Genomic DNA, 25,823 nt, shown 5'->3' on the forward strand with positions numbered 1-25,823 from the left:
GAGGGAGATGAAGATGCAATTCAGGCTACCGAAGTAGCCTGAATTTAAGATTATTGATGGTAACCTGAGAGGAAACGCCCAAAACGGTTGATGGCCATCTCCAGGTCATCTTCACGCGGTAGCGTCACAATGCGGAAGTGATCCGGCCACGGCCAGTTAAAGGCGGTACCTTGCACCAGCAGCACCTTTTCCTGTAGCAGGAAGTCCAGCACCATCTTCTGGTCGTCGTGAATATTAAAACGTTTAGCGTCGATCCTGGGGAACATGTACAACGCGCCGCGCGGTTTTACGCAGGAAACGCCGGGAATATCGTTAATCAACTCCCAGGCTCGGTTACGCTGTTCATACAGTCGACCGCCCGGCAGAATAAATTCGCTAATGCTTTGATAGCCGCCGAGCGCGGTCTGAATAGCATGTTGCGCCGGGACGTTGGCGCACAGGCGCATTGAGGCTAACATCTCCAGCCCTTCAATATAGCCCTTCGCATGTTTTTTCGGCCCGTTTAGCACCATCCAGCCCTGGCGGAAGCCGGCGACGCGATAGGTTTTAGACAAACCATTAAAGGTGATGGTCAGCAGATCAGGCGCCAGTGCGGCGATAGAGTGATGCTCGGCATCGTCATAGAGAATCTTGTCATAAATTTCATCGGCGAAGATGATGAGATTATGCTCGCGCGCAATGTTGACAATTTCCATCAACAATTCTTTAGAATAGACGGCGCCAGTAGGGTTGTTTGGATTAATAATGACAATACCACGCGTACGTGGGGTGATTTTGGCGCGGATATCGTCAAGGTCCGGGAACCAGTCGGAAGATTCATCGCAAAGATAATGTACCGCCTTGCCGCTGGAGAGCGATACCGCCGCTGTCCATAACGGATAATCGGGCGCGGGAACCAGCATTTCATCGCCACTGTTAAGCAACGCCTGCATCGCCTGAACGATCAGTTCGGAAACGCCGTTACCGATATAGATATCTTCCACGGTTACATCACGCATTCCACGGGCCTGATAATGCTGCATAATCGCTTTACGGGCGGAATAAAGCCCTTTCGAGTCGCAATATCCTTGCGCCGTCGGCAAATTACGAATGACATCGACCAGAATTTCGTCCGGCGCTTCGAATCCGAAGGGGGCGGGGTTGCCGATATTCAGTTTAAGAACTTTATTACCTTCTTCCTCAAGGCGTTTTGCTTCTTTCAGAACGGGGCCACGAATGTCATAACAGACATTTTCGAGTTTGCTGGATTTTTCAATGGGGGACATGAATCTTGACCTTTTAGCTGTTATTGCCACTCCCTGCCGTGGAAGTCAGCACGAAACAATGTACTCCCACGACGGTGAGTTTTGAAGAGTGAACAGAAGAAGATTTTGTTTATTTTTAACGCGCTTTCGTACTGTTTAAAACTTCATAAAATCATTTGGTTAGATGCATTTTCTATTTTTGGTTGCATGTATAGTGTTTTGTTCTATGTGATTGCGCGTGATGTGGTTTTTTATGTTGTCAGAAATTATCTGTTTTATGAGAGATAAGCATTCATCATTAGTGTCGCGCTGGCTATTTCGGAAATACTGAGTATTAAAGGTAAAATGAGAAGGTTAGACCTTTCCGGCGGCGGGGGGTGTGAAAGTATTGTTAAGTATAATTAATGAATGGTAGAAATCTTAATTAATTATTATTTAATATTTAAAAAGCATTTACTAAAGTCGTAATAATATCTTTCTGGTCCGATTAGTATAACATATCCCAGGTTAAGATTATTCGTAATAATACTTATAAATATAGCGGTTTTAGGTTAAGATAATGATCCGAAACGGGGGCGTAGTCTGCGTTGTCTGCTAATTATCATGACGCGATTTTATACATAACCTATTGTTCAATATATTGTTTTTGTATCTGTGCGTCTCGGTAAACTATTTGACGCTGTTACAAGATTTACACGTCCATCATTAGCAGAAATCTGTAGACGCCTAAAGGTATGACACATTCTCTTTGATATATCCCGATCAGTTGCATTTGGTATTATATCAGTAAGTAAGAGAAGTGTTTTGGTCGTATTTTCAATTACATTCTAACATTTACCTGGGTAACCAGGCGGTACTGCGAAGGATGCACATTACAAATGGAATTGCTTGTTTCTGAATGCACAGCATTAACCAGGTCAGCCCGATATGACCCGCCAGTAAGTGAAAAATTATGATAAATGCAAATCGTCCGATAATTAACCTCGATCTCGATCTGCTGAGAACGTTCGTGGCCGTTGCCGATCTGAACACCTTCGCCGCGGCGGCGGCGGCGGTATGTCGTACTCAGTCTGCGGTCAGTCAGCAAATGCAGCGTCTTGAGCAACTCGTGGGAAAGGAATTGTTCGCCCGCCATGGTCGTAACAAGCTTTTGACCGAACACGGTATCCAGCTTCTGGGGTACGCCAGAAAAATCCTGCGTTTTAATGATGAGGCGTGTTCATCATTAATGTTCAGTAATCTTCAGGGAGTGTTAACAATCGGCGCTTCTGATGAATCAGCTGATACTATCCTGCCTTTTTTGCTTAGCCGAATCAGCTCGGTTTATCCGAAACTCGCGCTTGATGTACGGGTAAAACGCAACGCCTATATGGTGGACATGGTTAAATCGCAGGAAGTAGATTTGGTGGTGACGACTAACCAACCTCATTCGCTGGACTGTCTGAATTTGCGGACCTCGCCCACCCATTGGTATTGTGCGGCTGAGTATGTTTTGCAAAGGGGAGAGCCCGTACCATTAGTCCTGCTGGACGATCCCAGCCCATTCCGCGATATGGTGCTGGAGACGCTAAATGCAGCGGGTATTCCCTGGCGGCTGGCCTATGTGGCCTCTACATTACCGGCGGTACGCGCGGCCGTTAAAGCCGGTCTTGGCGTAACGGCTCGACCTGTCGAAATGATGAGTCCCGACCTTCGCGTGCTGGGCGCCGCAGACGGATTACCGCCTTTGCCGGATACGGAATATATGTTGTGCCGCGATCCCAATAGCCAGAACGAGCTGGCGATGGTGATTTTCCATGCGATGGAAAGCTATCAAAACCCATGGCATTACAACCAGTTTTCTGCAGAGGGCGGAGATGATCCGCTGATGGTGGAAGGGGGTTTTGAGTAGCTCGCAGGCAAAAGGCGCTAAGTCGTAAATGTAAAAAAGAGCCGCTGGCGATGAAAAAACGCTCAGTGGCTCTTTTTTTGTGCCCATCTGTACGCGCTTAACCGCACAAATTGTAAAAGTAGCGGTAAATCAGCCAGTAGCGATTCGCAGTTCAATGTGGGCAAAAAATAACCAGAACATCCATTTTATGAATTTGCATGTTAAAAAACTAGAGAAATTGTTGCTGTTTTAGGGGGTGAATTAACAAAAGCGTGTCACAGATCAAGAAAATACTCCCATTTAGGGGGAGGCATCTTCACAAATTCCTGTCAAAATAGGTGTGTGTTATTTCTTTTGCTTCACAACGGACACGATTCAACAACATAAAATCCCCCCTGGTCGAAGAGTCATTTTCTCCAGGATGGCACTTAATGTTAATGGTGATGAATTGATGTAAATTAATGTGAAGGAACTTTTGTTAAAGTTGACAAAAGGTTATAGAAAGGAGTAAAAAACCACATCAATTAGCTGTTTTTATCATTTTCTACAGTAATTGTAGGGTTTTTTTTATTCCTCCCCATGAATCGATGTGGCGTCCATCTGCCGTAAAGAGCAGAGGAACTGGCGCTACTTTTGATGAGTAAGCAATGAGTATGTCAACATCCACTGAAGTCATCGCTCATCACTGGGCATTCGCTATCTTTCTTATCGTTGCCATTGGCCTGTGCTGCCTGATGCTGGTAGGCGGTTGGTTTTTGGGCGGTCGCGCACGCGCGAGGCACAAGAACGTTCCGTTTGAATCAGGTATCGACTCGGTCGGCACCGCCCGCTTACGCCTGTCTGCCAAGTTTTACCTGGTAGCCATGTTCTTCGTTATCTTCGACGTTGAAGCGCTGTATCTGTTCGCATGGTCAACTTCTATCCGCGAAAGCGGCTGGGTTGGCTTTGTGGAAGCTGCAATTTTTATTTTTGTGTTACTGGCTGGTCTGGTTTATCTGGCGCGTATTGGCGCGTTGGACTGGACGCCCGCGCGTTCACGCCGCGAGCGTATGAACCCGGAAACGAACAGTATCGCTAATCGTCAACGCTAACCGCGAGGCATTAAGATGGATTATACGCTCACCCGCATAGATCCTAACGGTGAGAATGACCGTTACCCCCTGCAAAAACAGGAGATCGTAACCGACCCCCTGGAGCAGGAAGTTAACAAAAACGTGTTCATGGGCAAACTGCATGACATGGTTAACTGGGGCCGTAAAAACTCAATTTGGCCCTACAACTTCGGCCTTTCTTGCTGCTATGTAGAGATGGTGACCTCTTTTACCGCAGTGCATGACGTTGCTCGTTTCGGCGCGGAAGTGCTGCGTGCGTCGCCACGTCAGGCTGACCTGATGGTGGTGGCCGGTACCTGCTTTACCAAAATGGCCCCGGTTATTCAGCGTCTGTATGACCAAATGCTGGAGCCAAAATGGGTCATTTCTATGGGCGCCTGCGCCAACTCCGGCGGCATGTACGATATTTATTCGGTAGTGCAGGGCGTTGATAAGTTTATCCCGGTGGATGTGTATATCCCTGGCTGTCCGCCGCGTCCGGAAGCGTATATGCAGGCGTTGATGCTGCTGCAAGAATCGATTGGCAAAGAGCGCCGTCCGCTCTCATGGGTGGTGGGCGATCAGGGCGTGTATCGCGCCAATATGCAGCCAGAACGCGAACGTAAACGCGGCGAGCGTATTGCCGTCACGAACCTGCGTACCCCGGACGAGATTTAATTTGCGCCTGTCGGCAGCAGCACTTCACTTCGCTAACCACTATTTTAATAGCGCGAAGCACTGCCGACCACCACGGACCATTTGCAATGGTGAACAATATGACCGACTTAACCGCGCAAGACGCTGCATGGAGTACCCGCGATCATCTTGATGATCCGGTTATCGGCGAACTGCGCAACCGTTTTGGGCCGGATGCCTTTACCGTTCAGGCGACCCGCACCGGTATCCCCGTTGTTTGGGTCAAGCGTGAACAACTACTGGAGGTTGGCGATTTCTTAAAGAAACTGCCGAAACCTTACGTCATGCTGTTTGACTTACACGGCATGGATGAACGCCTGCGTACGCACCGTGACGGGTTACCCGCCGCGGATTTTTCCGTTTTCTACCACCTGATTTCCATTGAGCGTAATCGCGATATCATGCTCAAGGTGGCGTTGTCTGAAAACGACCTGCGCGTGCCGACCTTCACTAAACTTTTCCCTAACGCCAACTGGTACGAGCGTGAGACCTGGGAGATGTTTGGTATTGATATCGAAGGCCACCCGCACCTGACGCGCATCATGATGCCGCAAACCTGGGAAGGCCATCCGCTGCGTAAAGATTATCCGGCGCGCGCGACCGAATTCGACCCGTTTGAGCTGACCAAAGCCAAGCAGGATCTGGAAATGGAAGCGCTGACCTTTAAGCCGGAAGACTGGGGGATGAAGCGCGGGACTGACAACGAGGACTTTATGTTCCTCAACCTCGGCCCGAACCACCCGTCTGCGCACGGTGCGTTTCGTATTATCCTGCAACTTGACGGTGAAGAAATCGTCGACTGCGTGCCGGATATCGGCTATCACCACCGCGGCGCCGAAAAAATGGGCGAGCGCCAGTCCTGGCATAGCTACATTCCCTATACCGACCGTATCGAATACCTCGGTGGTTGCGTCAATGAAATGCCGTACGTGCTGGCGGTAGAAAAGTTGGCAGGGATCACCGTCCCGGATCGTGTGAACGTCATCCGCGTGATGCTCTCCGAACTGTTCCGCATTAACAGTCATCTGCTGTACATCTCGACCTTTATTCAGGACGTCGGCGCGATGACGCCGGTCTTCTTTGCCTTTACCGACCGGCAGAAAATTTATGACCTGGTGGAAGCCATTACCGGTTTCCGTATGCACCCGGCCTGGTTCCGTATCGGCGGCGTCGCGCACGACTTGCCGCGCGGTTGGGATCGCCTGCTGCGAGAGTTCCTTGAGTGGATGCCGAAGCGTCTGGATTCTTACGAGAAAGCCGCGCTGCGTAACACTATTCTGAAAGGGCGTTCGCAGGGCGTTGCCGCTTACGGCGCGAAAGAGGCGCTGGAGTGGGGCACCACCGGCGCAGGGCTGCGCGCGACCGGGATCGACTTCGACGTGCGTAAATGGCGTCCATACTCTGGCTACGAAAACTTTGACTTTGAAGTGCCGGTGGGCGGCGGCGTTTCCGACTGCTATACCCGCGTGATGCTGAAAGTGGAAGAGCTGCGCCAGAGTCTGCGCATTCTTCAGCAGTGCCTCGATAACATGCCGGAAGGCCCGTTCAAAGCGGATCACCCGCTGACCACGCCGCCGCCGAAAGAGCGCACGCTGCAACATATCGAAACCCTGATCACCCACTTCCTGCAGGTTTCCTGGGGCCCGGTGATGCCGGCGCAGGAGTCCTTCCAGATGGTGGAAGCGACGAAGGGGATTAACAGTTACTACCTGACCAGCGACGGCAGCACTATGAGCTACCGTACCCGCGTGCGCACGCCGAGCTTTGCGCACCTGCAGCAGATTCCCTCGGCGATCCGCGGTAGCCTGGTCTCCGACCTGATTGTCTATCTGGGTAGTATCGATTTTGTTATGTCAGATGTGGACCGCTAATTATGCACGAGAATCAACAACCACAAACCGAGGCTTTTGAGCTGAGTGCGGCAGAGCGTGAAGCGATAGAGCACGAGAAGCACCACTACGAAGACCCGCGTGCGGCGTCCATTGAAGCGCTGAAAATCGTTCAGAAGCAGCGTGGCTGGGTGCCGGACGGCGCGATCTACGCTATTGCCGATGTGCTGGGTATTCCGGCGAGCGACGTCGAAGGCGTCGCCACATTCTACAGCCAGATCTTCCGTCAGCCGGTCGGTCGCCACGTGATTCGCTACTGCGACAGCGTGGTGTGCCATATCACCGGCTATCAGGGGATTCAGGCCGCGCTGGAAAAAAATCTCAACATCAAACCGGGGCAGACGACCTTTGACGGTCGCTTTACGCTGCTGCCGACCTGCTGCCTGGGGAATTGCGATAAAGGGCCGAACATGATGATTGATGAGGATACTCACAGCCATCTGACCCCGGAAGCCATTCCTGAACTACTGGAGCGGTATAAATGAAAAACGTTATCCGTACTCCCGAAACCCATCCGCTGACTTGGCGTCTGCGCGATGACAAACAGCCGGTCTGGCTGGATGAATATCGTAGCAAAAACGGCTACGAAGGCGCGCGTAAGGCGCTGACCGGCCTGTCTCCGGATGAAATCGTCAGCCAGGTAAAAGACGCCGGTCTGAAAGGGCGCGGCGGCGCGGGCTTTTCCACCGGTCTGAAGTGGAGCCTGATGCCGAAAGATGAATCCATGAACATCCGTTACCTGCTGTGTAACGCCGATGAAATGGAACCGGGCACCTATAAAGACCGTCTGCTGATGGAACAACTGCCGCACCTGCTGGTGGAAGGCATGCTGATCTCCGCGTTTGCGCTGAAAGCGTACCGCGGCTACATCTTCCTGCGTGGAGAATATATCGAAGCAGCGCAGCACCTGCGTCGCGCGATTGCGGAAGCAACCGAGGCCGGGCTGCTTGGCAAAAATATCATGGGCACCGGGTTCGACTTCGAACTGTTTGTCCACACCGGGGCAGGGCGTTACATCTGTGGTGAAGAAACGGCGCTGATTAACTCCCTCGAAGGCCGCCGCGCGAACCCGCGCTCCAAGCCGCCCTTCCCGGCGACCTCCGGCGTATGGGGCAAACCGACCTGTGTGAATAACGTCGAAACGTTGTGCAACGTCCCGGCAATCCTCGCCAACGGCGTGGAGTGGTACCAGAACATTTCGAAAAGCAAAGATGCGGGTACCAAGCTGATGGGCTTCTCAGGCCGCGTGAAGAATCCGGGCCTGTGGGAATTACCGTTCGGCACCACCGCGCGCGAGATCCTTGAAGACTACGCCGGCGGTATGCGCGATGGCCTGAAATTCAAAGCCTGGCAGCCGGGCGGGGCGGGAACCGACTTCCTGACCGAGGCGCATCTTGACCTGCCGATGGAGTTCGAAAGCATCGGTAAAGCAGGCAGCCGTCTGGGCACCGCGCTGGCGATGGCGGTAGACCACGAAATCGGCATGGTGTCGCTGGTGCGTAACCTGGAAGAGTTCTTTGCCCGCGAATCCTGCGGCTGGTGTACGCCATGCCGCGACGGGCTGCCGTGGAGCGTGAAAATTCTGCGCGCGCTGGAGCGTGGCGAAGGCCAGCCGGGGGATATCGAGACACTTGAGCAACTGTGTCGTTTCCTCGGACCGGGTAAAACCTTCTGCGCGCATGCGCCGGGCGCGGTTGAGCCACTGCAAAGCGCAATTAAGTATTTCCGCGAAGAATTCGAAGCTGGCATCAAGCAGCCGTTCAGCAATACCCATTTAATCAATGGTATTCAGCCGAACCTGCTCAAAGAGCGCTGGTGAGTTAACGATTTTTAATTTGGAAGCATGCTAATGGCTACGATTCATGTAGACGGCAAAGAATACGAGGTCAACGGCGCGGACAACCTGCTACAGGCATGTCTGTCCCTCGGCCTTGATATTCCGTATTTTTGCTGGCACCCGGCGCTGGGAAGCGTCGGTGCTTGCCGCCAGTGTGCGGTGAAGCAATACCAAAACGCGGAAGATACGCGTGGTCGCCTGGTGATGTCCTGTATGACGCCAGCCACCGACGGTACCTTTATCTCTATTGACGACGAAGAAGCGAAACAGTTCCGTGAAAGCGTGGTGGAGTGGCTGATGACTAACCACCCGCACGACTGTCCGGTTTGTGAAGAGGGCGGTAACTGCCATCTTCAGGATATGACCGTGATGACGGGTCACAGTTTCCGCCGCTACCGTTTCACCAAACGTACCCACCGCAACCAGGATCTGGGGCCGTTCATCTCGCACGAAATGAACCGCTGCATCGCCTGCTACCGTTGTGTACGTTACTACAAAGATTATGCTGACGGTACCGATCTGGGCGTCTATGGCGCGCATGACAACGTCTACTTCGGGCGTCCGGAAGACGGTACCCTGGAAAGCGAATTCTCCGGTAACCTGGTCGAGATTTGTCCGACCGGCGTCTTCACCGATAAAACGCACTCCGAGCGTTATAACCGTAAATGGGACATGCAGTTTGCGCCAAGCATCTGCCAGCAGTGTTCCATCGGCTGTAACATCAGCCCGGGCGAGCGCTATGGCGAATTGCGCCGTATCGAAAACCGTTACAACGGCACCGTTAACCACTACTTCCTCTGCGACCGCGGTCGTTTCGGCTATGGCTATGTGAACCTGAAAGACCGTCCGCGTCAGCCGGTTCAGCGTCGTGGCGACGACTTCATCACCCTCAACGCCGAGCAGGCGATGCAGGGCGCGGCGGATATTCTGCGCCAGTCGAAGAAAGTGATCGGTATCGGTTCGCCGCGCGCCAGCATTGAGAGCAACTTTGCGCTGCGTGAACTGGTTGGTGCGGAAAACTTCTACACCGGTATCGCGCGCGGCGAGCAGGAACGTCTGCAACTGGCGCTGAAAGTGCTGCGTGAAGGCGGCATTTACACCCCGGCGCTGCGGGAGATCGAATCTTATGACGCGGTACTGGTCTTGGGTGAGGATGTCACTCAGACCGGCGCGCGCGTTGCGCTGGCGGTACGCCAGGCGGTGAAAGGTAAAGCGCGTGAAATGGCGGCGGCGCAGAAAGTGGCCGACTGGCAGATTGCGGCCATCCTTAACATCGGCCAGCGTGCCAAACATCCGCTGTTCGTGACTAACGTGGACGACACCCGTCTGGATGATATCGCCGCCTGGACTTATCGCGCGCCGGTGGAAGATCAGGCGCGCCTGGGCTTTGCGATTGCCCATGCGCTGGACAATACAGCGCCTGCGGTTGACGGTATCGACAGCGACTTGCAAAACAAAATTGATGTCATTGTGCAGGCGTTGGCCGGCGCGAAAAAACCGCTGATTATCTCCGGCACTAACGCCGGTAGCAGTGAGGTGATTCAGGCGGCCGCCAACGTGGCGAAAGCGCTGAAAGGCCGTGGCGCCGACGTCGGTATTACTATGATTGCCCGCTCCGTGAACAGCATGGGGCTGGGTATGATGGGCGGCGGTTCGCTTGACGATGCGCTGGGCGAGCTGGAAACCGGCAGCGCGGACGCGGTGGTGGTGCTGGAAAACGATCTCCACCGTCATGCAAGCGCTACGCGCGTGAACGCCGCGCTCGCCAAAGCGCCGCTGGTGATGGTGGTTGACCATCAGCGCACGGCGATTATGGAAAACGCGCATCTGGTGCTTTCCGCGGCAAGCTTCGCCGAAAGCGATGGTACGGTCATCAACAACGAAGGCCGCGCGCAGCGCTTCTTCCAGGTTTATGATCCGGCCTACTACGATAACAAGACGATTATGCTGGAAAGCTGGCGCTGGCTGCATTCGCTGCACAGCACCGTCGAAAACCGCGAAGTGGACTGGACTCAGCTTGACCATGTGATCGACGCGGTCATTGCCGCCATGCCGCAATTTGCCGGCATTAAAGACGCCGCGCCGGATGCGACCTTCCGCATTCGTGGGCAGAAGCTGGCGCGCGAACCGCATCGTTACAGCGGTCGTACGGCGATGCGCGCCAATATCAGCGTGCATGAACCACGTCAGCCGCAGGATAAAGACACCATGTTCGCCTTCTCGATGGAAGGGAATAACCAACCGACTGCCCCGCGATCTGAAATTCCGTTCGCCTGGGCGCCGGGCTGGAACTCCCCGCAGGCGTGGAACAAATTCCAGGATGAAGTGGGCGGCAAACTGCGTCACGGCGATCCGGGCGTGCGTTTGATTGAAGCGACTGAGGGCGGTCTGGATTATTTCACTACCGTGCCGGCAAGCTTCCAGGCGCAGGACGGTCAGTGGCGTATTGCGCCGTATTACCACCTGTTTGGCAGCGACGAATTGTCTCAGCGTTCTCCGGTCTTCCAGAGCCGTATGCCGCAGCCGTATATCAAACTTAACCCGGCGGATGCCGCGAAGTTGGGCGTCAATGCCGGGACGCGCGTCTCCTTTAGCTACGATGGCAATACGGTGACGCTGCCGGTTGAAATCTCTGAAGGGTTAGCGGCAGGGCAGGTAGGGCTGCCGATGGGTATGCCTGGCATCGCGCCGGTTCTGGCTGGCGCGCGTCTTGAGGATCTGCGGGAGGCGCAACAATGAGTTGGATTACACCGGATCTGATTGAGATCCTGCTGAGCATTCTCAAAGCGGTGGTGATTCTGCTGGTGGTCGTCACCTGCGGGGCCTTCATGAGCTTTGGCGAACGTCGTCTGCTGGGTCTGTTCCAGAACCGTTATGGACCAAACCGCGTTGGCTGGGGCGGCTCGCTCCAGCTGGTCGCGGATATGATCAAGATGTTCTTTAAAGAAGACTGGATCCCGAAATTCTCGGATCGCGTCATCTTTACCCTGGCGCCGATGATCGCGTTTACTTCGCTGCTGCTCTCCTTCGCCATTGTGCCGGTTAGCCCTAATTGGGTGGTGGCCGATTTAAACATCGGGATTCTGTTCTTCCTGATGATGGCCGGTCTGGCGGTTTACGCGGTGCTGTTCGCCGGTTGGTCGAGCAACAACAAATACTCGCTGCTGGGCGCGATGCGCGCGTCTGCCCAGACGGTGAGCTACGAAGTGTTCCTTGGTCTTTCCCTGATGGGCGTGGTGGCGCAGGCCGGTTCATTTAATATGACCGATATCGTCAATAACCAGGCGCATCTGTGGAACGTGATTCCGCAATTCTTTGGGTTTGTTACTTTCGCCATCGCGGGCGTAGCGGTCTGTCACCGTCACCCGTTTGACCAGCCGGAAGCCGAGCAGGAACTGGCGGACGGTTACCACATCGAATATTCCGGGATGAAATTCGGTCTGTTCTTCGTGGGGGAGTACATCGGCATCGTCACCGTTTCCGCGCTGATGGTAACGTTGTTCTTCGGTGGCTGGCATGGCCCGTTCTTACCGCCATTCGTCTGGTTCGCGCTGAAAACCGCGTTCTTCATGATGATGTTCATTTTGATTCGTGCGTCGTTACCGCGTCCGCGTTATGACCAGGTAATGTCCTTCGGCTGGAAAGTTTGCCTGCCGCTGACGCTCATCAACTTGCTGGTAACGGCGGCTGTCATTCTGTGGCAGGCGCAATAAGGGACACAAAGACCATGACCTTAAAAGAATTATTAGTAGGTTTCGGCACTCAGGTACGCAGTATCTGGATGATCGGCCTGCATGCGTTCGCGAAACGCGAAACGCGGATGTATCCGGAAGAGCCGGTCTATTTACCGCCCCGTTACCGTGGCCGTATCGTGCTCACGCGCGACCCGGACGGTGAAGAGCGCTGCGTTGCCTGTAACCTGTGCGCGGTAGCCTGTCCGGTAGGCTGTATCTCCCTGCAAAAAGCGGAGACCAAAGATGGCCGCTGGTATCCGGAATTTTTCCGCATTAACTTCTCACGCTGCATCTTCTGCGGCCTGTGCGAAGAAGCGTGCCCGACCACGGCGATTCAGTTGACCCCGGACTTCGAACTGGGCGAATACAAACGTCAGGATCTGGTGTACGAAAAAGAGGATCTGCTGATTTCCGGTCCGGGCAAATACCCGGAATATAACTTCTACCGGATGGCGGGTATGGCAATCGACGGCAAAGATAAAGGCGAAGCAGAGAACGAAGCCAAGCCTATCGACGTCAAGAGCCTGTTACCGTAAGGAGAGGGCAATGGAATTCGCTTTTTATATCTGTGGCCTGATAGCCATCCTCGCGACCCTGCGAGTGATCACCCATACCAATCCGGTACACGCGCTGTTGTATCTGGTGATATCGCTACTGGCGATTTCCGGGGTGTTCTTTTCGCTGGGCGCTTACTTTGCCGGTGCGCTGGAAATTATCGTCTACGCAGGCGCCATCATGGTGCTGTTTGTGTTCGTGGTGATGATGCTCAACCTCGGCGGCAGCGAAATCGAACAGGAACGCCAGTGGCTGAAGCCGCAGGTGTGGATTGGTCCGGCGGTTTTGTCGGCCATTATGCTGGCGGTCATTGTGTACGCCATTCTGGGCGTTAACGACCAGGGCATCGACGGCACGCCGATTAGCGCGAAAGCGGTGGGCATTACGCTGTTCGGGCCTTATGTTCTGGCGGTCGAACTGGCGTCTATGCTGCTGCTGGCAGGCCTGGTGGTGGCGTTCCACGTCGGTCGTGAAGAGCGTGCGGGCGAAGTGCTAAGCAACCGCGCCGATGACCGCGCGAAAAGAAAAACGGAGGAGCGCGCATGATCCCCTTAACACACGGACTGATCCTCGCTGCGATTTTATTCGTCCTGGGTTTAACCGGTCTGGTTATCCGCCGCAATCTGCTGTTTATGCTGATCGGGCTGGAAATCATGATTAACGCCTCCGCGCTGGCCTTTGTGGTCGCCGGGAGCTACTGGGGCCAGACCGATGGTCAGGTGATGTACATTCTCGCCATCAGCCTTGCGGCTGCGGAAGCGAGTATTGGACTTGCGCTGTTGCTGCAACTCCATCGCCGTCGCCAGAACCTGAACATCGATTCAGTAAGTGAGATGCGTGGATGAACATGCTTGCCTTAACCATTATTCTGCCATTGATTGGCTTTGTACTGCTGGCGTTCTCTCGCGGACGCTGGTCGGAAAATCTCTCCGCGACCATTGGCGTGGGCTCCGTTGGTCTGGCGGCGTTGGTGACAGCGTTTGTCGGGATGGATTTCTTCGCCAACGGCAAACAGGCGTTCAGCCAGCCGCTGTGGACGTGGATGTCGGTCGGTAACTTCAACATCGGTTTTAACCTGGTGCTGGACGGCCTGTCGCTGACCATGCTCTCTGTGGTCACCGGCGTCGGCTTCCTGATCCACATGTTCGCGTCCTGGTACATGCGTGGAGAAGAGGGTTACTCCCGCTTCTTCGCTTATACCAACCTGTTTATCGCCAGCATGGTGGTTCTGGTGCTGTCCGATAACCTGCTGTTGATGTACCTCGGCTGGGAAGGCGTGGGCCTGTGCTCTTATCTGTTGATCGGCTTCTATTACAGCGATCCGAAGAATGGCGCGGCGGCAATGAAAGCCTTCGTGGTAACCCGTGTCGGTGACGTGTTCCTCGCCTTCGCGCTGTTCATCCTCTACAACGAACTGGGCACGCTGAACTTCCGCGAAATGGTCGAGCTGGCGCCAGCGCACTTTGCTGACGGCAACAACATGCTGATGTGGGCGACGCTGATGCTGCTGGGCGGCGCGGTCGGTAAATCTGCGCAGCTACCGTTGCAGACCTGGCTTGCCGACGCGATGGCCGGCCCGACGCCTGTCTCCGCGCTGATCCATGCCGCGACGATGGTTACCGCCGGTGTCTACCTGATTGCACGCACGCATGGCCTGTTCCTGATGACGCCGGAAATTCTGCATCTGGTGGGTATTATCGGGGCGATTACGCTGGTAATGGCAGGTTTCGCCGCGCTGGTGCAGACCGACATCAAACGCGTGCTGGCCTATTCCACCATGAGCCAGATTGGCTACATGTTCCTGGCGCTGGGCGTGCAGGCGTGGGATGCGGCGATTTTCCACCTGATGACGCACGCCTTCTTTAAAGCGCTGCTGTTCCTGGCGTCCGGTTCCGTCATTCTGGCCTGCCATCACGAACAGAACATCTTTAAGATGGGCGGTCTGCGTAAGTCCATTCCGCTGGTGTATGCCTGCTTCCTGGTGGGGGGCGCGGCGCTGTCGGCGCTGCCGCTGGTCACTGCGGGCTTCTTCAGTAAGGATGAGATCCTGGCTGGCGCGATGGCGAACGGTCATATCAATCTGATGGTGGCGGGTCTGGTTGGCGCGTTCATGACCTCCCTGTACACCTTCCGGATGATTTTCATCGTATTCCACGGTAAAGAACAAATTCATGCTCATGCAGGGAAGGGGATTACCCACCATCTGCCGCTGATTGTCCTGATGATTCTGTCTACCTTTGTTGGCGCGCTGATTGTGCCGCCATTGCAGGGGGTGCTGCCGCAGACAACTGAACTGGCGCATGGTCGCGTCATGACGCTGGAAATTACCTCTGGCGTAGTGGCGATTGCCGGCATCCTGATTGCCGCATGGCTGTGGCTGGGTAAACGCACGCTGGTGACCTCGATCGCCAACAGCGCGCCGGGCCGTCTGCTGGGGACCTGGTGGTATAACGCCTGGGGCTTTGACTGGCTGTACGACAAAGTATTCGTCAAGCCATTCCTCGGTATCGCCTGGCTGCTGAAGCGCGACCCGCTTAATGCGTTGATGAACATTCCGGCTATCCTTTCCCGTTTTGCAGGCAAAGGCCTGGTACTGAGCGAGAACGGTTATTTGCGCTGGTATGTGGCATCCATGAGCATCGGCGCGGTTGTGGTGCTGGCGCTGCTGATGGTACTGCGTTGAGTTTGTTGGCTGGATGAACGACTGCCGGATGGCGCAGTGCTTATCCGGCCTACAAACCCAAAAATAATTTTTAGAATTCGTTGAAAATCTGTTCCTGAAGTACAGGCGTCATCGGCGAAGTCAGACCGGATACCGCCAGCGCACAGCAACCGGAGCGTACTGAAGTACGTGAGGATGATTCGCGAAGCTCACCCCTACGGGGCCGTCCTTACGGACGTTCAAAACGCGCTGCGTTTTGTGTGAGCACTGGCAGGATTTGGGCTGACGAGTGAGATAGCCTGAGCAGGAGTAAATATAAGGGACATACTTAGCTATGTTATTACCCTGGTTGATATTAATCCCCTTTATAGGTGGCTTCCTGTGCTGGCAGACCGAACGCTTTGGCGTGAAGGTGCCGCGTTGGATAGCGCTGATTACCATGGGGCTGACGCTGGCGCTCGGTCTGCAATTGTGGTTGCAGGGCGGCTACTCACTGACGCAATCCGCCGGTATTCCGCAGTGGCAATCTGAATTTGTTCTGCCGTGGATCCCGCGTTTTGGCATCTCTATCCATCTGGCGCTCGACGGACTGTCGCTGCTAATGGTGGTGCTGACCGGCCTGCTCGGCGTTCTGGCGGTGCTTTGCTCCTGGCGAGAAATCGAAAAATATCAGGGCTTCTTCCACCTGAACCTGATGTGGATCTTAGGCGGCGTTATCGGCGTGTTCCTGGCCATCGACATGTTCCTGTTCTTCTTCTTCTGGGAAATGATGCTGGTGCCGATGTACTTCCTGATAGCGCTGTGGGGCCACAAAGCTTCTGACGGTAAAACGCGTATCACGGCGGCAACCAAGTTCTTCATTTACACCCAGGCGAGTGGTCTGGTGATGTTGATTGCCATCCTGGCGCTGGTGTTTGTGCACTATAAAGCGACCGGCGTGTGGACCTTCAACTATGAAGAGCTGCTGAATACCCCGATGTCCCACGGTGTGGAATATCTGCTGATGCTGGGCTTCTTCATCGCCTTTGCGGTGAAAATGCCGGTGGTGCCGCTGCATGGCTGGCTGCCGGATGCGCACTCCCAGGCGCCGACCGCCGGTTCTGTCGACCTGGCCGGTATCTTGCTGAAAACCGCCGCTTACGGTCTGCTGCGTTTCTCCCTGCCATTGTTCCCGAACGCGTCGGCGGAGTTTGCGCCTATCGCCATGTGGCTGGGCGTTATCGGCATTTTCTACGGCGCGTGGATGGCCTTTACCCAATACGACATCAAGCGCCTGATTGCCTATACCTCCGTTTCCCACATGGGCTTCGTGCTGATCGCTATCTACACCGGCAGTCAGCTGGCGTACCAGGGCGCGGTGATTCAGATGATTGCGCACGGTTTGTCCGCAGCCGGTCTGTTCATTCTGTGTGGCCAGTTGTACGAACGTCTGCATACGCGTGACATGCGTATGATGGGCGGCCTGTGGGGCAAAATGAAATGGTTGCCTGCGCTGTCCATGTTCTTTGCGGTGGCGACGCTCGGTATGCCGGGCACCGGTAACTTTGTCGGCGAATTTATGATTCTGTTCGGCAGCTACCAGGTGGTGCCGATGATTACCGTGATCTCCACCTTTGGGCTGGTATTCGCCTCTGTATACTCGCTGGCGATGCTGCATCGCGCTTACTTTGGTAAAGCGAAGAGCCAGATTGCCAGCCAGGAACTGCCAGGGATGTCGCTGCGCGAGCTGTTTATCATTCTGTTGCTGGTGGTGCTTCTGGTACTGCTTGGCTTCTATCCGCAGCCGATTCTGGATACCTCGCATTCTGCGATGAGCAACATCCAGCAGTGGTTTGTTAATTCCGTTACTACTACAAGGCCGTAAATCGCCATGACAATAACTCCACAACACCTGATTGCGCTGCTACCGCTGCTGATCGTCGGCTTGACGGTGGTGGTTGTGATGCTCTCCATTGCGTGGCGACGCAATCACTTCCTCAATGCCACGCTGTCGGTCATTGGGCTTAACGCTGCTCTGGTTTCGCTTTGGTTTGTCGGCCAGGCTGGGGCAATGGACGTCACGCCGCTGATGCGCGTTGACGGCTTTGCGATGCTCTACACCGGGCTGGTGCTGCTGGCGAGCCTCGCCACCTGTACCTTTGCCTACCCGTGGCTGGAAGGCTATAACGATAACCAGGAAGAGTTCTACCTGCTGGTGTTAATCGCCAGCCTGGGGGGAATTCTGCTGGCGAACGCCAACCACCTGGCGGCGCTGTTCCTCGGTATTGAACTGATCTCGCTGCCGCTGTTCGGCCTGATTGGTTATGCTTTCCGCCAGAAACGCTCGCTGGAAGCCAGTATCAAATACACCATCCTCTCCGCCGCCGCCTCGTCTTTCCTGCTGTTCGGGATGGCGCTGGTGTACGCGCAGTCCGGCAACCTGTCTTTCGAAGCGCTCGGTAAGAGCCTCGGCGATGGTATGCTGCACGAGCCATTGCTGCTGGCGGGCTTTGGCCTGATGATTGTCGGTCTGGGCTTTAAACTCTCTCTGGTGCCGTTCCACCTGTGGACGCCAGACGTTTACCAGGGCGCGCCTGCGCCGGTTTCCACCTTCCTGGCGACGGCGAGCAAAATCGCTATCTTCGGCGTGGTAATGCGTCTGTTCCTCTATGCGCCGGTAGGTGACAGCGAAGCGGTACGCGTGGTGCTGGGCATTATCGCCTTTGCCTCTATCATCTTCGGTAACCTGATGGCGCTGAGCCAGACCAACATCAAACGTCTGCTCGGTTACTCTTCTATCTCTCACCTCGGCTATCTGCTGGTGGCGCTGATTGCCCTGCAGAGCGGCGAGATGTCGATGGAAGCGGTAGGCGTTTATCTGGCCGGTTATCTGTTCAGCAGCCTCGGCGCGTTTGGTGTGGTCAGCCTGATGTCCAGCCCGTTCCGCGGCCCGGATGCCGATTCCCTGTACTCTTACCGTGGTCTGTTCTGGCACCGTCCGGTTCTTGCCGCGGTGATGACGGTGATGATGCTGTCGCTGGCAGGTATTCCGATGACGCTGGGCTTTATCGGCAAATTCTACGTGCTGGCGGTCGGCGTTCAGGCCAGCCTGTGGTGGCTGGTCGCCGCCGTGGTGGTGGGTTCCGCGATTGGTTTGTACTACTACCTGCGCGTTGCGGTGAGTCTCTACCTGCACGCGCCGCAGCAACCGGGACGCGACGCGCCGACAAACTGGCAGTACAGCGCAGGCGGTATCGTGGTGCTGATCTCCGCGTTGCTGGTGTTGGTACTGGGCGTCTGGCCGCAGCCGCTGATTAGCCTTGTGCAGTTAGCGACGCCGTTGATGTAAGCAATAAGTAAAAACGAAAAACCCGCTTCACGAAGCGGGTTTTTTATTACCTGATGTCATTCTTTAAAATGACTCAGGACGGTAGACCGGATAAGGCGCTTGCGCCGCCATCCGGCCTGTAAGGTCTCAGCGACCGGAATTTAACTTAGCAACTGCCGGCTTACCAGCGGGCCGCTGATGTTTTGCGCCGCGCGTTCCATCACTTCCTGTATCACTGAAGAGAGTTCGTTAATCTCAAACTTGGCCACGTAGCCGTCGGCTTTCACCTTACGCACATGATCTTCGTTGGCGCTGCCGGAAAGGGAAGAGTGAATAACAACCGGGATCTTTTTCAGCCGTTCATCGGTTTTAATTTTACGCGTTAACGTAAAGCCATCCATCTCCGGCATCTCAAGGTCTGTCAGGACTAGCGCGATTTTCTCGCTAATTGGCTTACCTTCGGCCTCCGCTTCCTGCGCCAGTTGCTGGATTCTCTCCCAGGCATCCTTGCCGGTCACATGCATCTGATGCGGAATTTCCATCGCGTTCAGCCCTTTTTCCAGCATCGCGCGGGCGACTTTGGAGTCTTCCGCCACAATGGCTACCGCGCCTGGGGTAATATAAAATTTATTGGTCTTCAGATTGGTGGCGCGCAGATCGTGGCTGGAGGGGACAATATCATAAAGGATCTGCTCAACGTCGAGCACCAGCGCCAGGTTGTTGGTTTCTTTGTTGTCATCCAGGCAGGCAATACTGGTGATGTAGCGACCGTTGACGGCTTTCTCGGCGGTATGCACCTGTTGCCAGTCAAGACGCATAATATTTTCCACCGACTCGACGGCAAATGCCTGTACGCTGCGCGCATATTCGGTGATCAGCAAAATATTCAGCCCGGTTTCCGGCTTGCAGCCCGCTACCGCTGGCAAATCAATCACCGGAATGACCTGATCCCGAATATTGACCATGCCCAATAGCGGCGCTTTCATGCCTGCCGGGCGCGTAAAGGCGGGCATCGGTACGATTTCGCGCAGCTTAAATACATTGATGCCGAACAGCTCTGACTTCTGTTCATGCAGCGATGTACCAAGACGGAATAACAGCAGCTCAAAACGGTTGGACAGGGTTAAATTGGCCCTGTCATCAATATCTTTCTGAAAATTGTCCATCCTAACCTCATTATGAAAGCCTGCCTTTTTTAGTGTTATCGGCAATGAGGACAAAAAATGGAGCGCTAAACCGGGAAAACAGAAAAATCGTAAGCCAGCTCCGTCGCCGGGAAAATAGCGCGGCATTCCGCCAGTAAGCGCTGACAGCCTTTATCGTCATAGCGTGAGCTAATATGGGTCATGATCAGCCGACCAACGGCAGCTTCCCGCGCCAGCGTCGCGGTTTGACGGGTGGAGCTGTGTCCGCGAGCGTTGGCTTTCTCCTCCATTGACGCATCCAGCGTGGTTTCATGAACCATCACATCTACACCCTGCGCCAGTGCGAGGGCGGCCTCGCAGGGCGCGGTATCGCCGAAAATCGCCACTGATTTCCCGGCCACGGCGGGAGCAAGGTAGTCGGCGCCATTGATCTGCCTTCCATCGGCAAGCGTGACGGTTTTTCCTGCCTTCAACGCCTGAAACAGCGGGCCGGGCGTAACGCCTGCGGCTTTTAACGCCCTGGCATTCAGCGCGCCAGGCTTGTCATGTTCAACAACGCGATATCCGTAGCACTCCAGTGGATGCTCCAGCCTGAACGCGGTCACTTTACGCAGACCGTCGTCAAGAATATCGCCTGCGCTAATTTCTTCAATTTGCAACGGAAAATCGGTCCATGAACCGCTAAGGCGCAGTGTGGTTGCAATAAACTCACGCACGCCTTGAGGCCCGTATACGGTTAGCGGATGGGGATTCCCCGCCATCGACCGGCTGCATAGCAGACCCGGCAGGCCAAACAGATGATCGCCGTGAAGATGGCTGATAAAAATGCGCTCAAGCTTACCGGGATGAAACGCGGTATTAAGCATTTGATGCTGTGTCCCTTCGCCGCAATCAAAAAGCCATACTCCCGGCTGCGTTGGATGTTGCAGATGTAATAAAATTGCCGTTACATTGCGTGAGCGCGTGGGAACGCCTGCGGACGTACCTAAAAAAATTAATTCCATCTTGTCCATACACGTTTGGTTATCGTTTAACCCAAGATTACCACAACACAGGAGCGCATCATGATTGACTGGCAGGATCTCCACCATAGCGAACTTACCGTTCCTCAACTTTACGCGTTACTCAAATTGCGCTGCGCGGTCTTTGTGGTAGAACAGCGCTGTCCTTACCTGGATGTGGATGGCGATGATTTAGTTGGCGACAATCGTCATATTTTGGGCTGGCATCAGGATGAGCTGGTGGCGTATGCGAGGATTCTGAAAAGCGATAACGAATCAGACCCGGTTGTCATTGGCCGGGTGATCGTCAGCGATGCCTGGCGAGGGGCGAAACTGGGCCAGCAATTAATGGCGAAAACGCTGGAATCTTGTGGGCGGCACTGGCCGGATAAGCCGCTATATCTGGGAGCGCAGGCGCATCTGCAACCTTTTTATGCGCGGTTTGGTTTTATTCCGGTTACCGATGTTTATGACGAAGACGGCATTCCGCACCGGGGAATGGCGCGGGAGGTTCATCAGGCATAAACCGAAACCGTTGACTATAGTTAGGAGCAGGTGTTAACACAACGGAGAATGAGAATGTCATATCAATTTGGTGAATCACGTGTTGATGATGATCTGACTTTGCTCAGCGAAACGCTGGAAGAGATTTTACGTTCCTCAGGCGATCCCGCCGATCAAAAATACATTGAGCTGAAAGCCCGCGCGGAACAAGCGCTGGAAGAGGTGAAAAACCGCGTAAGCCATGCGTCGGATAGCTATTATTACCGGGCAAAGCAGGCCGTTTATAAAGCGGATGACTACGTTCATGAAAAACCCTGGCAGGGTATTGGCGTAGGCGCGGCGGTAGGACTGGTACTTGGACTGCTGCTGGCGCGGCGCTAAATCCCCCTACTGAACAGAATTGCAACCCTCCCTAAATGAGGTACTGCTTTTTTAGGGCAGTACCCCGTATAATGTGGGGTTTTTAACAGGGAGGGGCCGCGTGCATTCTATTACTACTGCGCTGGAAAATCTGACGCGTCAGCTATCGCAAGAGATACCGGCGACGCCAGGGCTTTGCGTTTTCGATGCGCCTTTCCCTTTAAACGATGCCTTCGATGCATTGAGCTGGCTGGCCAGCCAGTCATCCTTTCCGCAATTCTACTGGCAACAGCGCAATGGCGACGAAGAAGCTGCCGTTCTCGGGGCAATCACCGTTTTTTCATCGCTCGATCTGGCGCAACGGTTTTTACGTCAGCACGCGCAGCCTGACCTGCGTATTTGGGGGCTGAATGCGTTCGAGCCGAAAGAGGGCTACTTATTGCTGCCGCGGCTGGAGTGGCGACGTAGCGGGGGTACGGCGACCTTACGCTTACATCTGCACAGTGACGTTTCGCTACGCGATGATGCGCGCCAGGCGAAAGCGTTTCTCGCTTCTCTGGTCGGCATTAAGCCTGTTCCGGCGCTACGCCTTTCGCTCACGAGCGAACAACACTGGCCGGACAAAGACGGTTGGGTGAAGCTGATTCAGCAGGCCACCCACACCATTGCGCAAGAGGCGTTTGATAAAGTTGTGCTGGCGCGGGCCACCGACTTACAATTCTCCCGTCCGGTCAATGCCGCCGCGATGATGGCGTCCAGTCGTCGTTTAAATCTCAACTGCTACCACTTTTTTATGGCTTTTTCCGCCGATACCGCCTTTTTGGGATCATCGCCGGAGCGGCTCTGGCGGCGGCGTGAAACGGCGCTGCGTACCGAAGCGCTGGCCGGGACGGTGGCGAACCATCCGGATAACCATAAAGCCTGGCAGCTTGGCGAATGGTTAATGAAAGACGATAAAAACCAGCGAGAAAATATGCTGGTTGTCGAAGACATCTGCCAGCGACTGCAAAACTGCACCCACTCGCTGGATGTGCTGCCGCCGCAGGTGCTCAGACTGCGCAAGGTACAGCATTTGCGCCGCTGTATCTGGACGGCGCTTAATCAGGCGGACGACACGCTCTGCCTGCACCAGTTACAGCCTACCGCAGCGGTCGCCGGGATCCCTCGTGAACCCGCGCGTTGTTTTATCGAACAACATGAGCCGTTCGAACGTGAATGGTATGCCGGGTCGGCAGGCTATCTCTCCACGCGGCAAAGTGAGTTTTGCGTGACGTTACGTTCAGCCAAAGTGACGGCCAATGTGGTGCGATTGTATGCCGGCGCGGGAATCGTCCGCGGGTCGGATCCGGAACAAGAATGGCAGGAAATAGATAATAAAGCGGCCGGGTTACGTACCTTATTGCAGATGGATGCGTAATGAGTCACATATTCCCGACCCATATCAATAATCCATTTTTGCAGCTCTTTATACTTAGTCCCAATGATTGATACCGGACAAACTCATGTCAGTAAGTGCATTTAACCGGCGCTGGGCGGCGGTCATCCTGGAAGCCTTAACCCGTCATGGCGTCAGGCATGTTTGTATCGCCCCTGGTTCCCGTTCCACGCCGCTCACGTTGGCGGCGGCAGAGAATCCTGCTTTTATCCACCATACGCACTTTGATGAGCGTGGGCTTGGTCATCTGGCGTTAGGGCTGGCGAAAGTCAGCCAACAGCCGGTTGCCGTTATTGTCACTTCAGGTACCGCCGTGGCGAACCTCTATCCGGCGCTGATTGAGGCGGGGCTGACGGGCGAGAAGCTCATTTTACTTACCGCCGATCGCCCGCCGGAGCTGATTGACTGCGGCGCCAACCAGGCGATCCGTCAGGCGGGGATGTTTGCCTCGCACCCCTCCCAAACTCTGTCGTTGCCGCGTCCCACGCAGGATATTCCGGCGCGCTGGCTGGTGTCGACCATCGATAATGCGCTCGCCATGCTTCATGCGGGCGCGCTGCACATTAACTGTCCTTTTGCCGAACCGCTGTATGGCGATATGAATGACACCGGTCTGGTCTGGCAACAGCGTCTCGGCGACTGGTGGCAGGATGAAAAACCCTGGCTACGTGAAGCGCGTCGGCTGGAAAGCGACAAACAACGTGACTGGTTTTTCTGGCGACAAAAGCGCGGCGTAGTCATTGCCGGTCGTATGAGCGCGGAAGAAGGCAAAAAAGTGGCGCAGTGGGCGCAAACTCTGGGATGGCCATTAATTGGCGACGTATTGTCGCAAACCGGGCAGCCGCTGCCGTGCGCCGACCTGTGGCTCGGCAACGCCAAAGCGGTGACCGAACTGCAGCAGGCGCAGATTGTCGTCCAGCTTGGCAGTAGCCTTACCGGAAAACGCTTACTGCAATGGCAGGCAACCTGCGAGCCGGAAGAGTACTGGGTAATCGACAATATTGAAGGTCGTCTGGACCCGGCGCACCATCGTGGACGCAGACTGGTAGCGAAAATCGCCGACTGGCTGGAGATGCATCCGGCGGAAAAACGTAAACCGTGGTGTGTAGAGATCCCGCGTCTGGCGGAACTGGCGTGGCAACGGGTGGTCGCGCAGCGAGACACCTTTGGCGAAGCGCAGCTGGCGCACCGTATCCGTGACTATCTGCCGGAGCAGGGGCAATTGTTCGTGGGCAATAGTCTGGTGGTGCGTCTGATCGACGCGCTGTCGCAGTTGCCGGCTGGCTATCCGGTATACAGCAATCGCGGGGCGAGCGGCATTGACGGCCTGCTTTCCACGGCGGCGGGCGTGCAGCGCGCCAGCGCCAAATCGACGTTGGCTATCGTCGGCGATTTATCCGCGCTGTACGATCTTAACGCGCTGGCGTTACTACGTCAGGTATCCGCGCCGTTTGTGTTGATTGTGGTCAACAATAACGGCGGGCAGATCTTTTCCCTGCTGCCGACGCCGCAAAGCAAACGTGAGCGCTTTTATTTGATGCCGCAAAACGTCCATTTTGACCATGCGGCCGCCATGTTTAACCTACGCTATCATCGCCCGGAAAACTGGGAAGAGCTGGAGTCTGCGCTGGCTGGCGCGTGGCGAACCCCGGCGACAACGGTGATTGAGCTGGTGGTAAACGATACGGACGGCGCGCAGACGTTGCAGCAACTTTTGGCTCAGGTAAGCCATCTATGATGTTGCACGCGCAGCACATGCCCGGACAGCCTGGGGCGCCCTCGCTGGTTTTCCTGCACGGTTTTTCTGGCGATTGCCACGAATGGCAGCCGGTTGGCGAACAGTTTCACGGCTGTTCGCGGCTCTATATTGACTTACCGGGACATGGCGGATCTGCGGCTATTCCGGTCGACGGATTTGCCGATGTCATCAGATTACTGCGCGCTACGTTAATTAGTTACAACATACTAAAGTTTTGGTTGGTGGGATACTCTCTTGGCGGCCGGGTGGCGATGATGGCAGCCTGCCAGGGAATACCAGGCCTGTGCGGCCTGGTGGTCGAAGGCGGTCATCCGGGGCTGCAAAATGAACAGGCGCGCGTTGAAAGACGATTGTCCGACGGGCGCTGGGCAGAGCGTTTTCGTCATGAACCATTGACTGAGGTTTTTCACGACTGGTATCAGCAGCCGGTGTTCGCCTCGCTGACGGCGCAGCAAAGGCAGGTGCTGACGGCGCTGCGTAGCCAGAATAACGGCGAAACGCTGGCTGCGATACTGGAGGCGACATCGCTTGCCGTCCAGCCGGATTTACGCGAGGCGCTCAACGCGCTGGCATTTCCGTTTTATTATTTATGTGGCGAACGCGACAGCAAATTCCGCGCCCTGGCGCAGGAAGTGGCGGCGACATGCCATGTTATTCGTAACGCCGGACACAACGCACATCGGGAAAACCCCGCTGGCGTGGTAGACAGTCTGGCTCAGATTCTGCGTCTCTGA

At 55.0% G+C, this 25,823-nt stretch carries 23 protein-coding genes; 20 read left to right on the plus strand and 3 right to left on the minus strand.

Translation table 11 applies throughout. The annotated features are described in order from the left end of the window. Positions 1–50 precede the first annotated feature (50 nt). Complete coding sequence (gene alaA / locus NA197_RS19025; RefSeq protein ID WP_000074540.1) at positions 51–1,265, minus strand: alanine transaminase AlaA; 1,215 nt, start codon at positions 1,263–1,265, stop codon at positions 51–53. 931 nt (positions 1,266–2,196) lie between these two features. Here alaA and lrhA point away from each other — a divergent pair. From lrhA to nuoN, 15 genes are all read left to right on the plus strand, one after another. After that, on the plus strand, positions 2,197–3,135 hold the full coding sequence (lrhA, locus tag NA197_RS19030; RefSeq protein WP_000606291.1) for a transcriptional regulator LrhA: 939 nt from the start codon (positions 2,197–2,199) through the stop codon (positions 3,133–3,135). 79 nt (positions 3,136–3,214) lie between these two features. Continuing rightward, a complete protein-coding gene (locus NA197_RS19035; RefSeq protein WP_001522276.1) occupies positions 3,215–3,367 on the plus strand; it encodes an STM2329 family putative cytoplasmic protein in 153 nt (50 codons plus the stop codon). A 394-nt stretch (positions 3,368–3,761) separates the two neighbouring features. After that, positions 3,762–4,205: an NADH-quinone oxidoreductase subunit NuoA gene (gene nuoA, locus NA197_RS19040; RefSeq protein ID WP_000062993.1), complete on the plus strand. Its 444-nt coding sequence runs from the start codon at positions 3,762–3,764 to the stop codon at positions 4,203–4,205. A 15-nt stretch (positions 4,206–4,220) separates the two neighbouring features. Then, entirely contained in the window at positions 4,221–4,883 is a 663-nt protein-coding gene (gene nuoB / locus NA197_RS19045; RefSeq protein ID WP_000386728.1) for an NADH-quinone oxidoreductase subunit NuoB, read from the plus strand. An 86-nt stretch (positions 4,884–4,969) separates the two neighbouring features. Continuing rightward, positions 4,970–6,772: an NADH-quinone oxidoreductase subunit C/D gene (gene nuoC, locus NA197_RS19050; RefSeq protein WP_000247855.1), complete on the plus strand. Its 1,803-nt coding sequence runs from the start codon at positions 4,970–4,972 to the stop codon at positions 6,770–6,772. Between the two features lie 2 nt (positions 6,773–6,774). Further along, on the plus strand, positions 6,775–7,275 hold the full coding sequence (gene nuoE, locus NA197_RS19055) for an NADH-quinone oxidoreductase subunit NuoE (protein ID WP_000545038.1): 501 nt from the start codon (positions 6,775–6,777) through the stop codon (positions 7,273–7,275). Further along, on the plus strand, positions 7,272–8,609 hold the full coding sequence (gene nuoF, locus NA197_RS19060; RefSeq protein ID WP_001581300.1) for an NADH-quinone oxidoreductase subunit NuoF: 1,338 nt from the start codon (positions 7,272–7,274) through the stop codon (positions 8,607–8,609). Before nuoE ends, nuoF begins: the two co-directional genes overlap by 4 nt. Before the next feature lie 30 nt (positions 8,610–8,639). After that, entirely contained in the window at positions 8,640–11,366 is a 2,727-nt protein-coding gene (gene nuoG, locus NA197_RS19065) for an NADH-quinone oxidoreductase subunit NuoG (RefSeq protein WP_001518099.1), read from the plus strand. Then, positions 11,363–12,340: an NADH-quinone oxidoreductase subunit NuoH gene (gene nuoH / locus NA197_RS19070; RefSeq protein ID WP_000118515.1), complete on the plus strand. Its 978-nt coding sequence runs from the start codon at positions 11,363–11,365 to the stop codon at positions 12,338–12,340. Before nuoG ends, nuoH begins: the two co-directional genes overlap by 4 nt. A 14-nt stretch (positions 12,341–12,354) precedes the next feature. Continuing rightward, positions 12,355–12,897, plus strand: a complete 543-nt coding sequence (gene nuoI, locus NA197_RS19075; RefSeq protein ID WP_000172747.1) for an NADH-quinone oxidoreductase subunit NuoI — start codon at positions 12,355–12,357, stop codon at positions 12,895–12,897. Between the two features lie 10 nt (positions 12,898–12,907). Continuing rightward, a complete protein-coding gene (gene nuoJ, locus NA197_RS19080; protein WP_000393522.1) occupies positions 12,908–13,462 on the plus strand; it encodes an NADH-quinone oxidoreductase subunit J in 555 nt (184 codons plus the stop codon). After that, a complete protein-coding gene (nuoK, locus tag NA197_RS19085) occupies positions 13,459–13,761 on the plus strand; it encodes an NADH-quinone oxidoreductase subunit NuoK (protein ID WP_000612687.1) in 303 nt (100 codons plus the stop codon). Before nuoJ ends, nuoK begins: the two co-directional genes overlap by 4 nt. After that, the gene (nuoL, locus tag NA197_RS19090; RefSeq protein ID WP_001056582.1) at positions 13,758–15,599 is read left to right on the plus strand and encodes an NADH-quinone oxidoreductase subunit L; all 1,842 of its coding nucleotides are present in this window, start codon (positions 13,758–13,760) and stop codon (positions 15,597–15,599) included. The genes nuoK and nuoL overlap by 4 nt, the downstream gene beginning before the upstream one ends. Positions 15,600–15,912: 313 nt before the next feature. Further along, entirely contained in the window at positions 15,913–17,442 is a 1,530-nt protein-coding gene (nuoM, locus tag NA197_RS19095; protein ID WP_023138690.1) for an NADH-quinone oxidoreductase subunit M, read from the plus strand. Positions 17,443–17,448: 6 nt separating this feature from the next. Continuing rightward, the gene (nuoN, locus tag NA197_RS19100) at positions 17,449–18,906 is read left to right on the plus strand and encodes an NADH-quinone oxidoreductase subunit NuoN (RefSeq protein ID WP_000156669.1); all 1,458 of its coding nucleotides are present in this window, start codon (positions 17,449–17,451) and stop codon (positions 18,904–18,906) included. Positions 18,907–19,046: 140 nt separating this feature from the next. On the opposite strand, the gene NA197_RS19105 is transcribed toward nuoN, so the two are convergent. Together NA197_RS19105 and rbn are read right to left on the minus strand one after the other, a co-directional pair. Beyond that, positions 19,047–20,051, minus strand: coding sequence for a chemotaxis protein (locus NA197_RS19105; protein WP_000368554.1), 1,005 nt, complete (start codon positions 20,049–20,051; stop codon positions 19,047–19,049). A gap of 65 nt (positions 20,052–20,116) precedes the next feature. Continuing rightward, on the minus strand, positions 20,117–21,034 hold the full coding sequence (rbn, locus tag NA197_RS19110; protein WP_000419093.1) for a ribonuclease BN: 918 nt from the start codon (positions 21,032–21,034) through the stop codon (positions 20,117–20,119). Positions 21,035–21,094: 60 nt separating this feature from the next. On the opposite strand from rbn, the gene NA197_RS19115 reads away from it, so the two are divergent. The 5 genes from NA197_RS19115 to menH all read left to right on the plus strand — a co-directional run bounded on the left by NA197_RS19115 (position 21,095) and on the right by menH (position 25,823). Continuing rightward, complete coding sequence (locus tag NA197_RS19115; protein ID WP_000568155.1) at positions 21,095–21,556, plus strand: GNAT family N-acetyltransferase; 462 nt, start codon at positions 21,095–21,097, stop codon at positions 21,554–21,556. A gap of 54 nt (positions 21,557–21,610) precedes the next feature. Then, positions 21,611–21,916, plus strand: a complete 306-nt coding sequence (gene elaB, locus NA197_RS19120) for a stress response protein ElaB (protein WP_001519663.1) — start codon at positions 21,611–21,613, stop codon at positions 21,914–21,916. A 100-nt stretch (positions 21,917–22,016) separates the two neighbouring features. Beyond that, positions 22,017–23,312, plus strand: a complete 1,296-nt coding sequence (gene menF, locus NA197_RS19125; protein WP_000555674.1) for an isochorismate synthase MenF — start codon at positions 22,017–22,019, stop codon at positions 23,310–23,312. A gap of 85 nt (positions 23,313–23,397) precedes the next feature. Continuing rightward, positions 23,398–25,068, plus strand: coding sequence for a 2-succinyl-5-enolpyruvyl-6-hydroxy-3-cyclohexene-1-carboxylic-acid synthase (menD, locus tag NA197_RS19130; protein WP_064042904.1), 1,671 nt, complete (start codon positions 23,398–23,400; stop codon positions 25,066–25,068). After that, a complete protein-coding gene (gene menH / locus NA197_RS19135; RefSeq protein ID WP_064042903.1) occupies positions 25,065–25,823 on the plus strand; it encodes a 2-succinyl-6-hydroxy-2,4-cyclohexadiene-1-carboxylate synthase in 759 nt (252 codons plus the stop codon). The genes menD and menH overlap by 4 nt, the downstream gene beginning before the upstream one ends.

Source organism: Salmonella sp. NW884, assembly GCF_051700745.1.
GTDB lineage: Bacteria > Pseudomonadota > Gammaproteobacteria > Enterobacterales > Enterobacteriaceae > Salmonella > Salmonella enterica.

Coding starts and splice junctions, on each gene's coding strand:
- nuoJ (WP_000393522.1), top strand. CDS start 12,908: ATGGAATTCGCTTTTTATATCTGTGGCCTGATAGCCATCCTCGCGACC.
- nuoK (WP_000612687.1), top strand. CDS start 13,459: ATGATCCCCTTAACACACGGACTGATCCTCGCTGCGATTTTATTCGTC.
- rbn (WP_000419093.1), bottom strand. CDS start 21,034: ATGGAATTAATTTTTTTAGGTACGTCCGCAGGCGTTCCCACGCGCTCA.
- nuoI (WP_000172747.1), top strand. CDS start 12,355: ATGACCTTAAAAGAATTATTAGTAGGTTTCGGCACTCAGGTACGCAGT.
- NA197_RS19105 (WP_000368554.1), bottom strand. CDS start 20,051: ATGGACAATTTTCAGAAAGATATTGATGACAGGGCCAATTTAACCCTG.
- nuoE (WP_000545038.1), top strand. CDS start 6,775: ATGCACGAGAATCAACAACCACAAACCGAGGCTTTTGAGCTGAGTGCG.
- nuoL (WP_001056582.1), top strand. CDS start 13,758: ATGAACATGCTTGCCTTAACCATTATTCTGCCATTGATTGGCTTTGTA.
- nuoN (WP_000156669.1), top strand. CDS start 17,449: ATGACAATAACTCCACAACACCTGATTGCGCTGCTACCGCTGCTGATC.
- alaA (WP_000074540.1), bottom strand. CDS start 1,265: ATGTCCCCCATTGAAAAATCCAGCAAACTCGAAAATGTCTGTTATGAC.
- elaB (WP_001519663.1), top strand. CDS start 21,611: ATGTCATATCAATTTGGTGAATCACGTGTTGATGATGATCTGACTTTG.
- nuoM (WP_023138690.1), top strand. CDS start 15,913: ATGTTATTACCCTGGTTGATATTAATCCCCTTTATAGGTGGCTTCCTG.
- nuoB (WP_000386728.1), top strand. CDS start 4,221: ATGGATTATACGCTCACCCGCATAGATCCTAACGGTGAGAATGACCGT.
- nuoH (WP_000118515.1), top strand. CDS start 11,363: ATGAGTTGGATTACACCGGATCTGATTGAGATCCTGCTGAGCATTCTC.
- NA197_RS19115 (WP_000568155.1), top strand. CDS start 21,095: ATGATTGACTGGCAGGATCTCCACCATAGCGAACTTACCGTTCCTCAA.
- menH (WP_064042903.1), top strand. CDS start 25,065: ATGATGTTGCACGCGCAGCACATGCCCGGACAGCCTGGGGCGCCCTCG.
- lrhA (WP_000606291.1), top strand. CDS start 2,197: ATGATAAATGCAAATCGTCCGATAATTAACCTCGATCTCGATCTGCTG.
- nuoA (WP_000062993.1), top strand. CDS start 3,762: ATGAGTATGTCAACATCCACTGAAGTCATCGCTCATCACTGGGCATTC.
- nuoG (WP_001518099.1), top strand. CDS start 8,640: ATGGCTACGATTCATGTAGACGGCAAAGAATACGAGGTCAACGGCGCG.
- menD (WP_064042904.1), top strand. CDS start 23,398: ATGTCAGTAAGTGCATTTAACCGGCGCTGGGCGGCGGTCATCCTGGAA.
- nuoF (WP_001581300.1), top strand. CDS start 7,272: ATGAAAAACGTTATCCGTACTCCCGAAACCCATCCGCTGACTTGGCGT.
- nuoC (WP_000247855.1), top strand. CDS start 4,970: ATGGTGAACAATATGACCGACTTAACCGCGCAAGACGCTGCATGGAGT.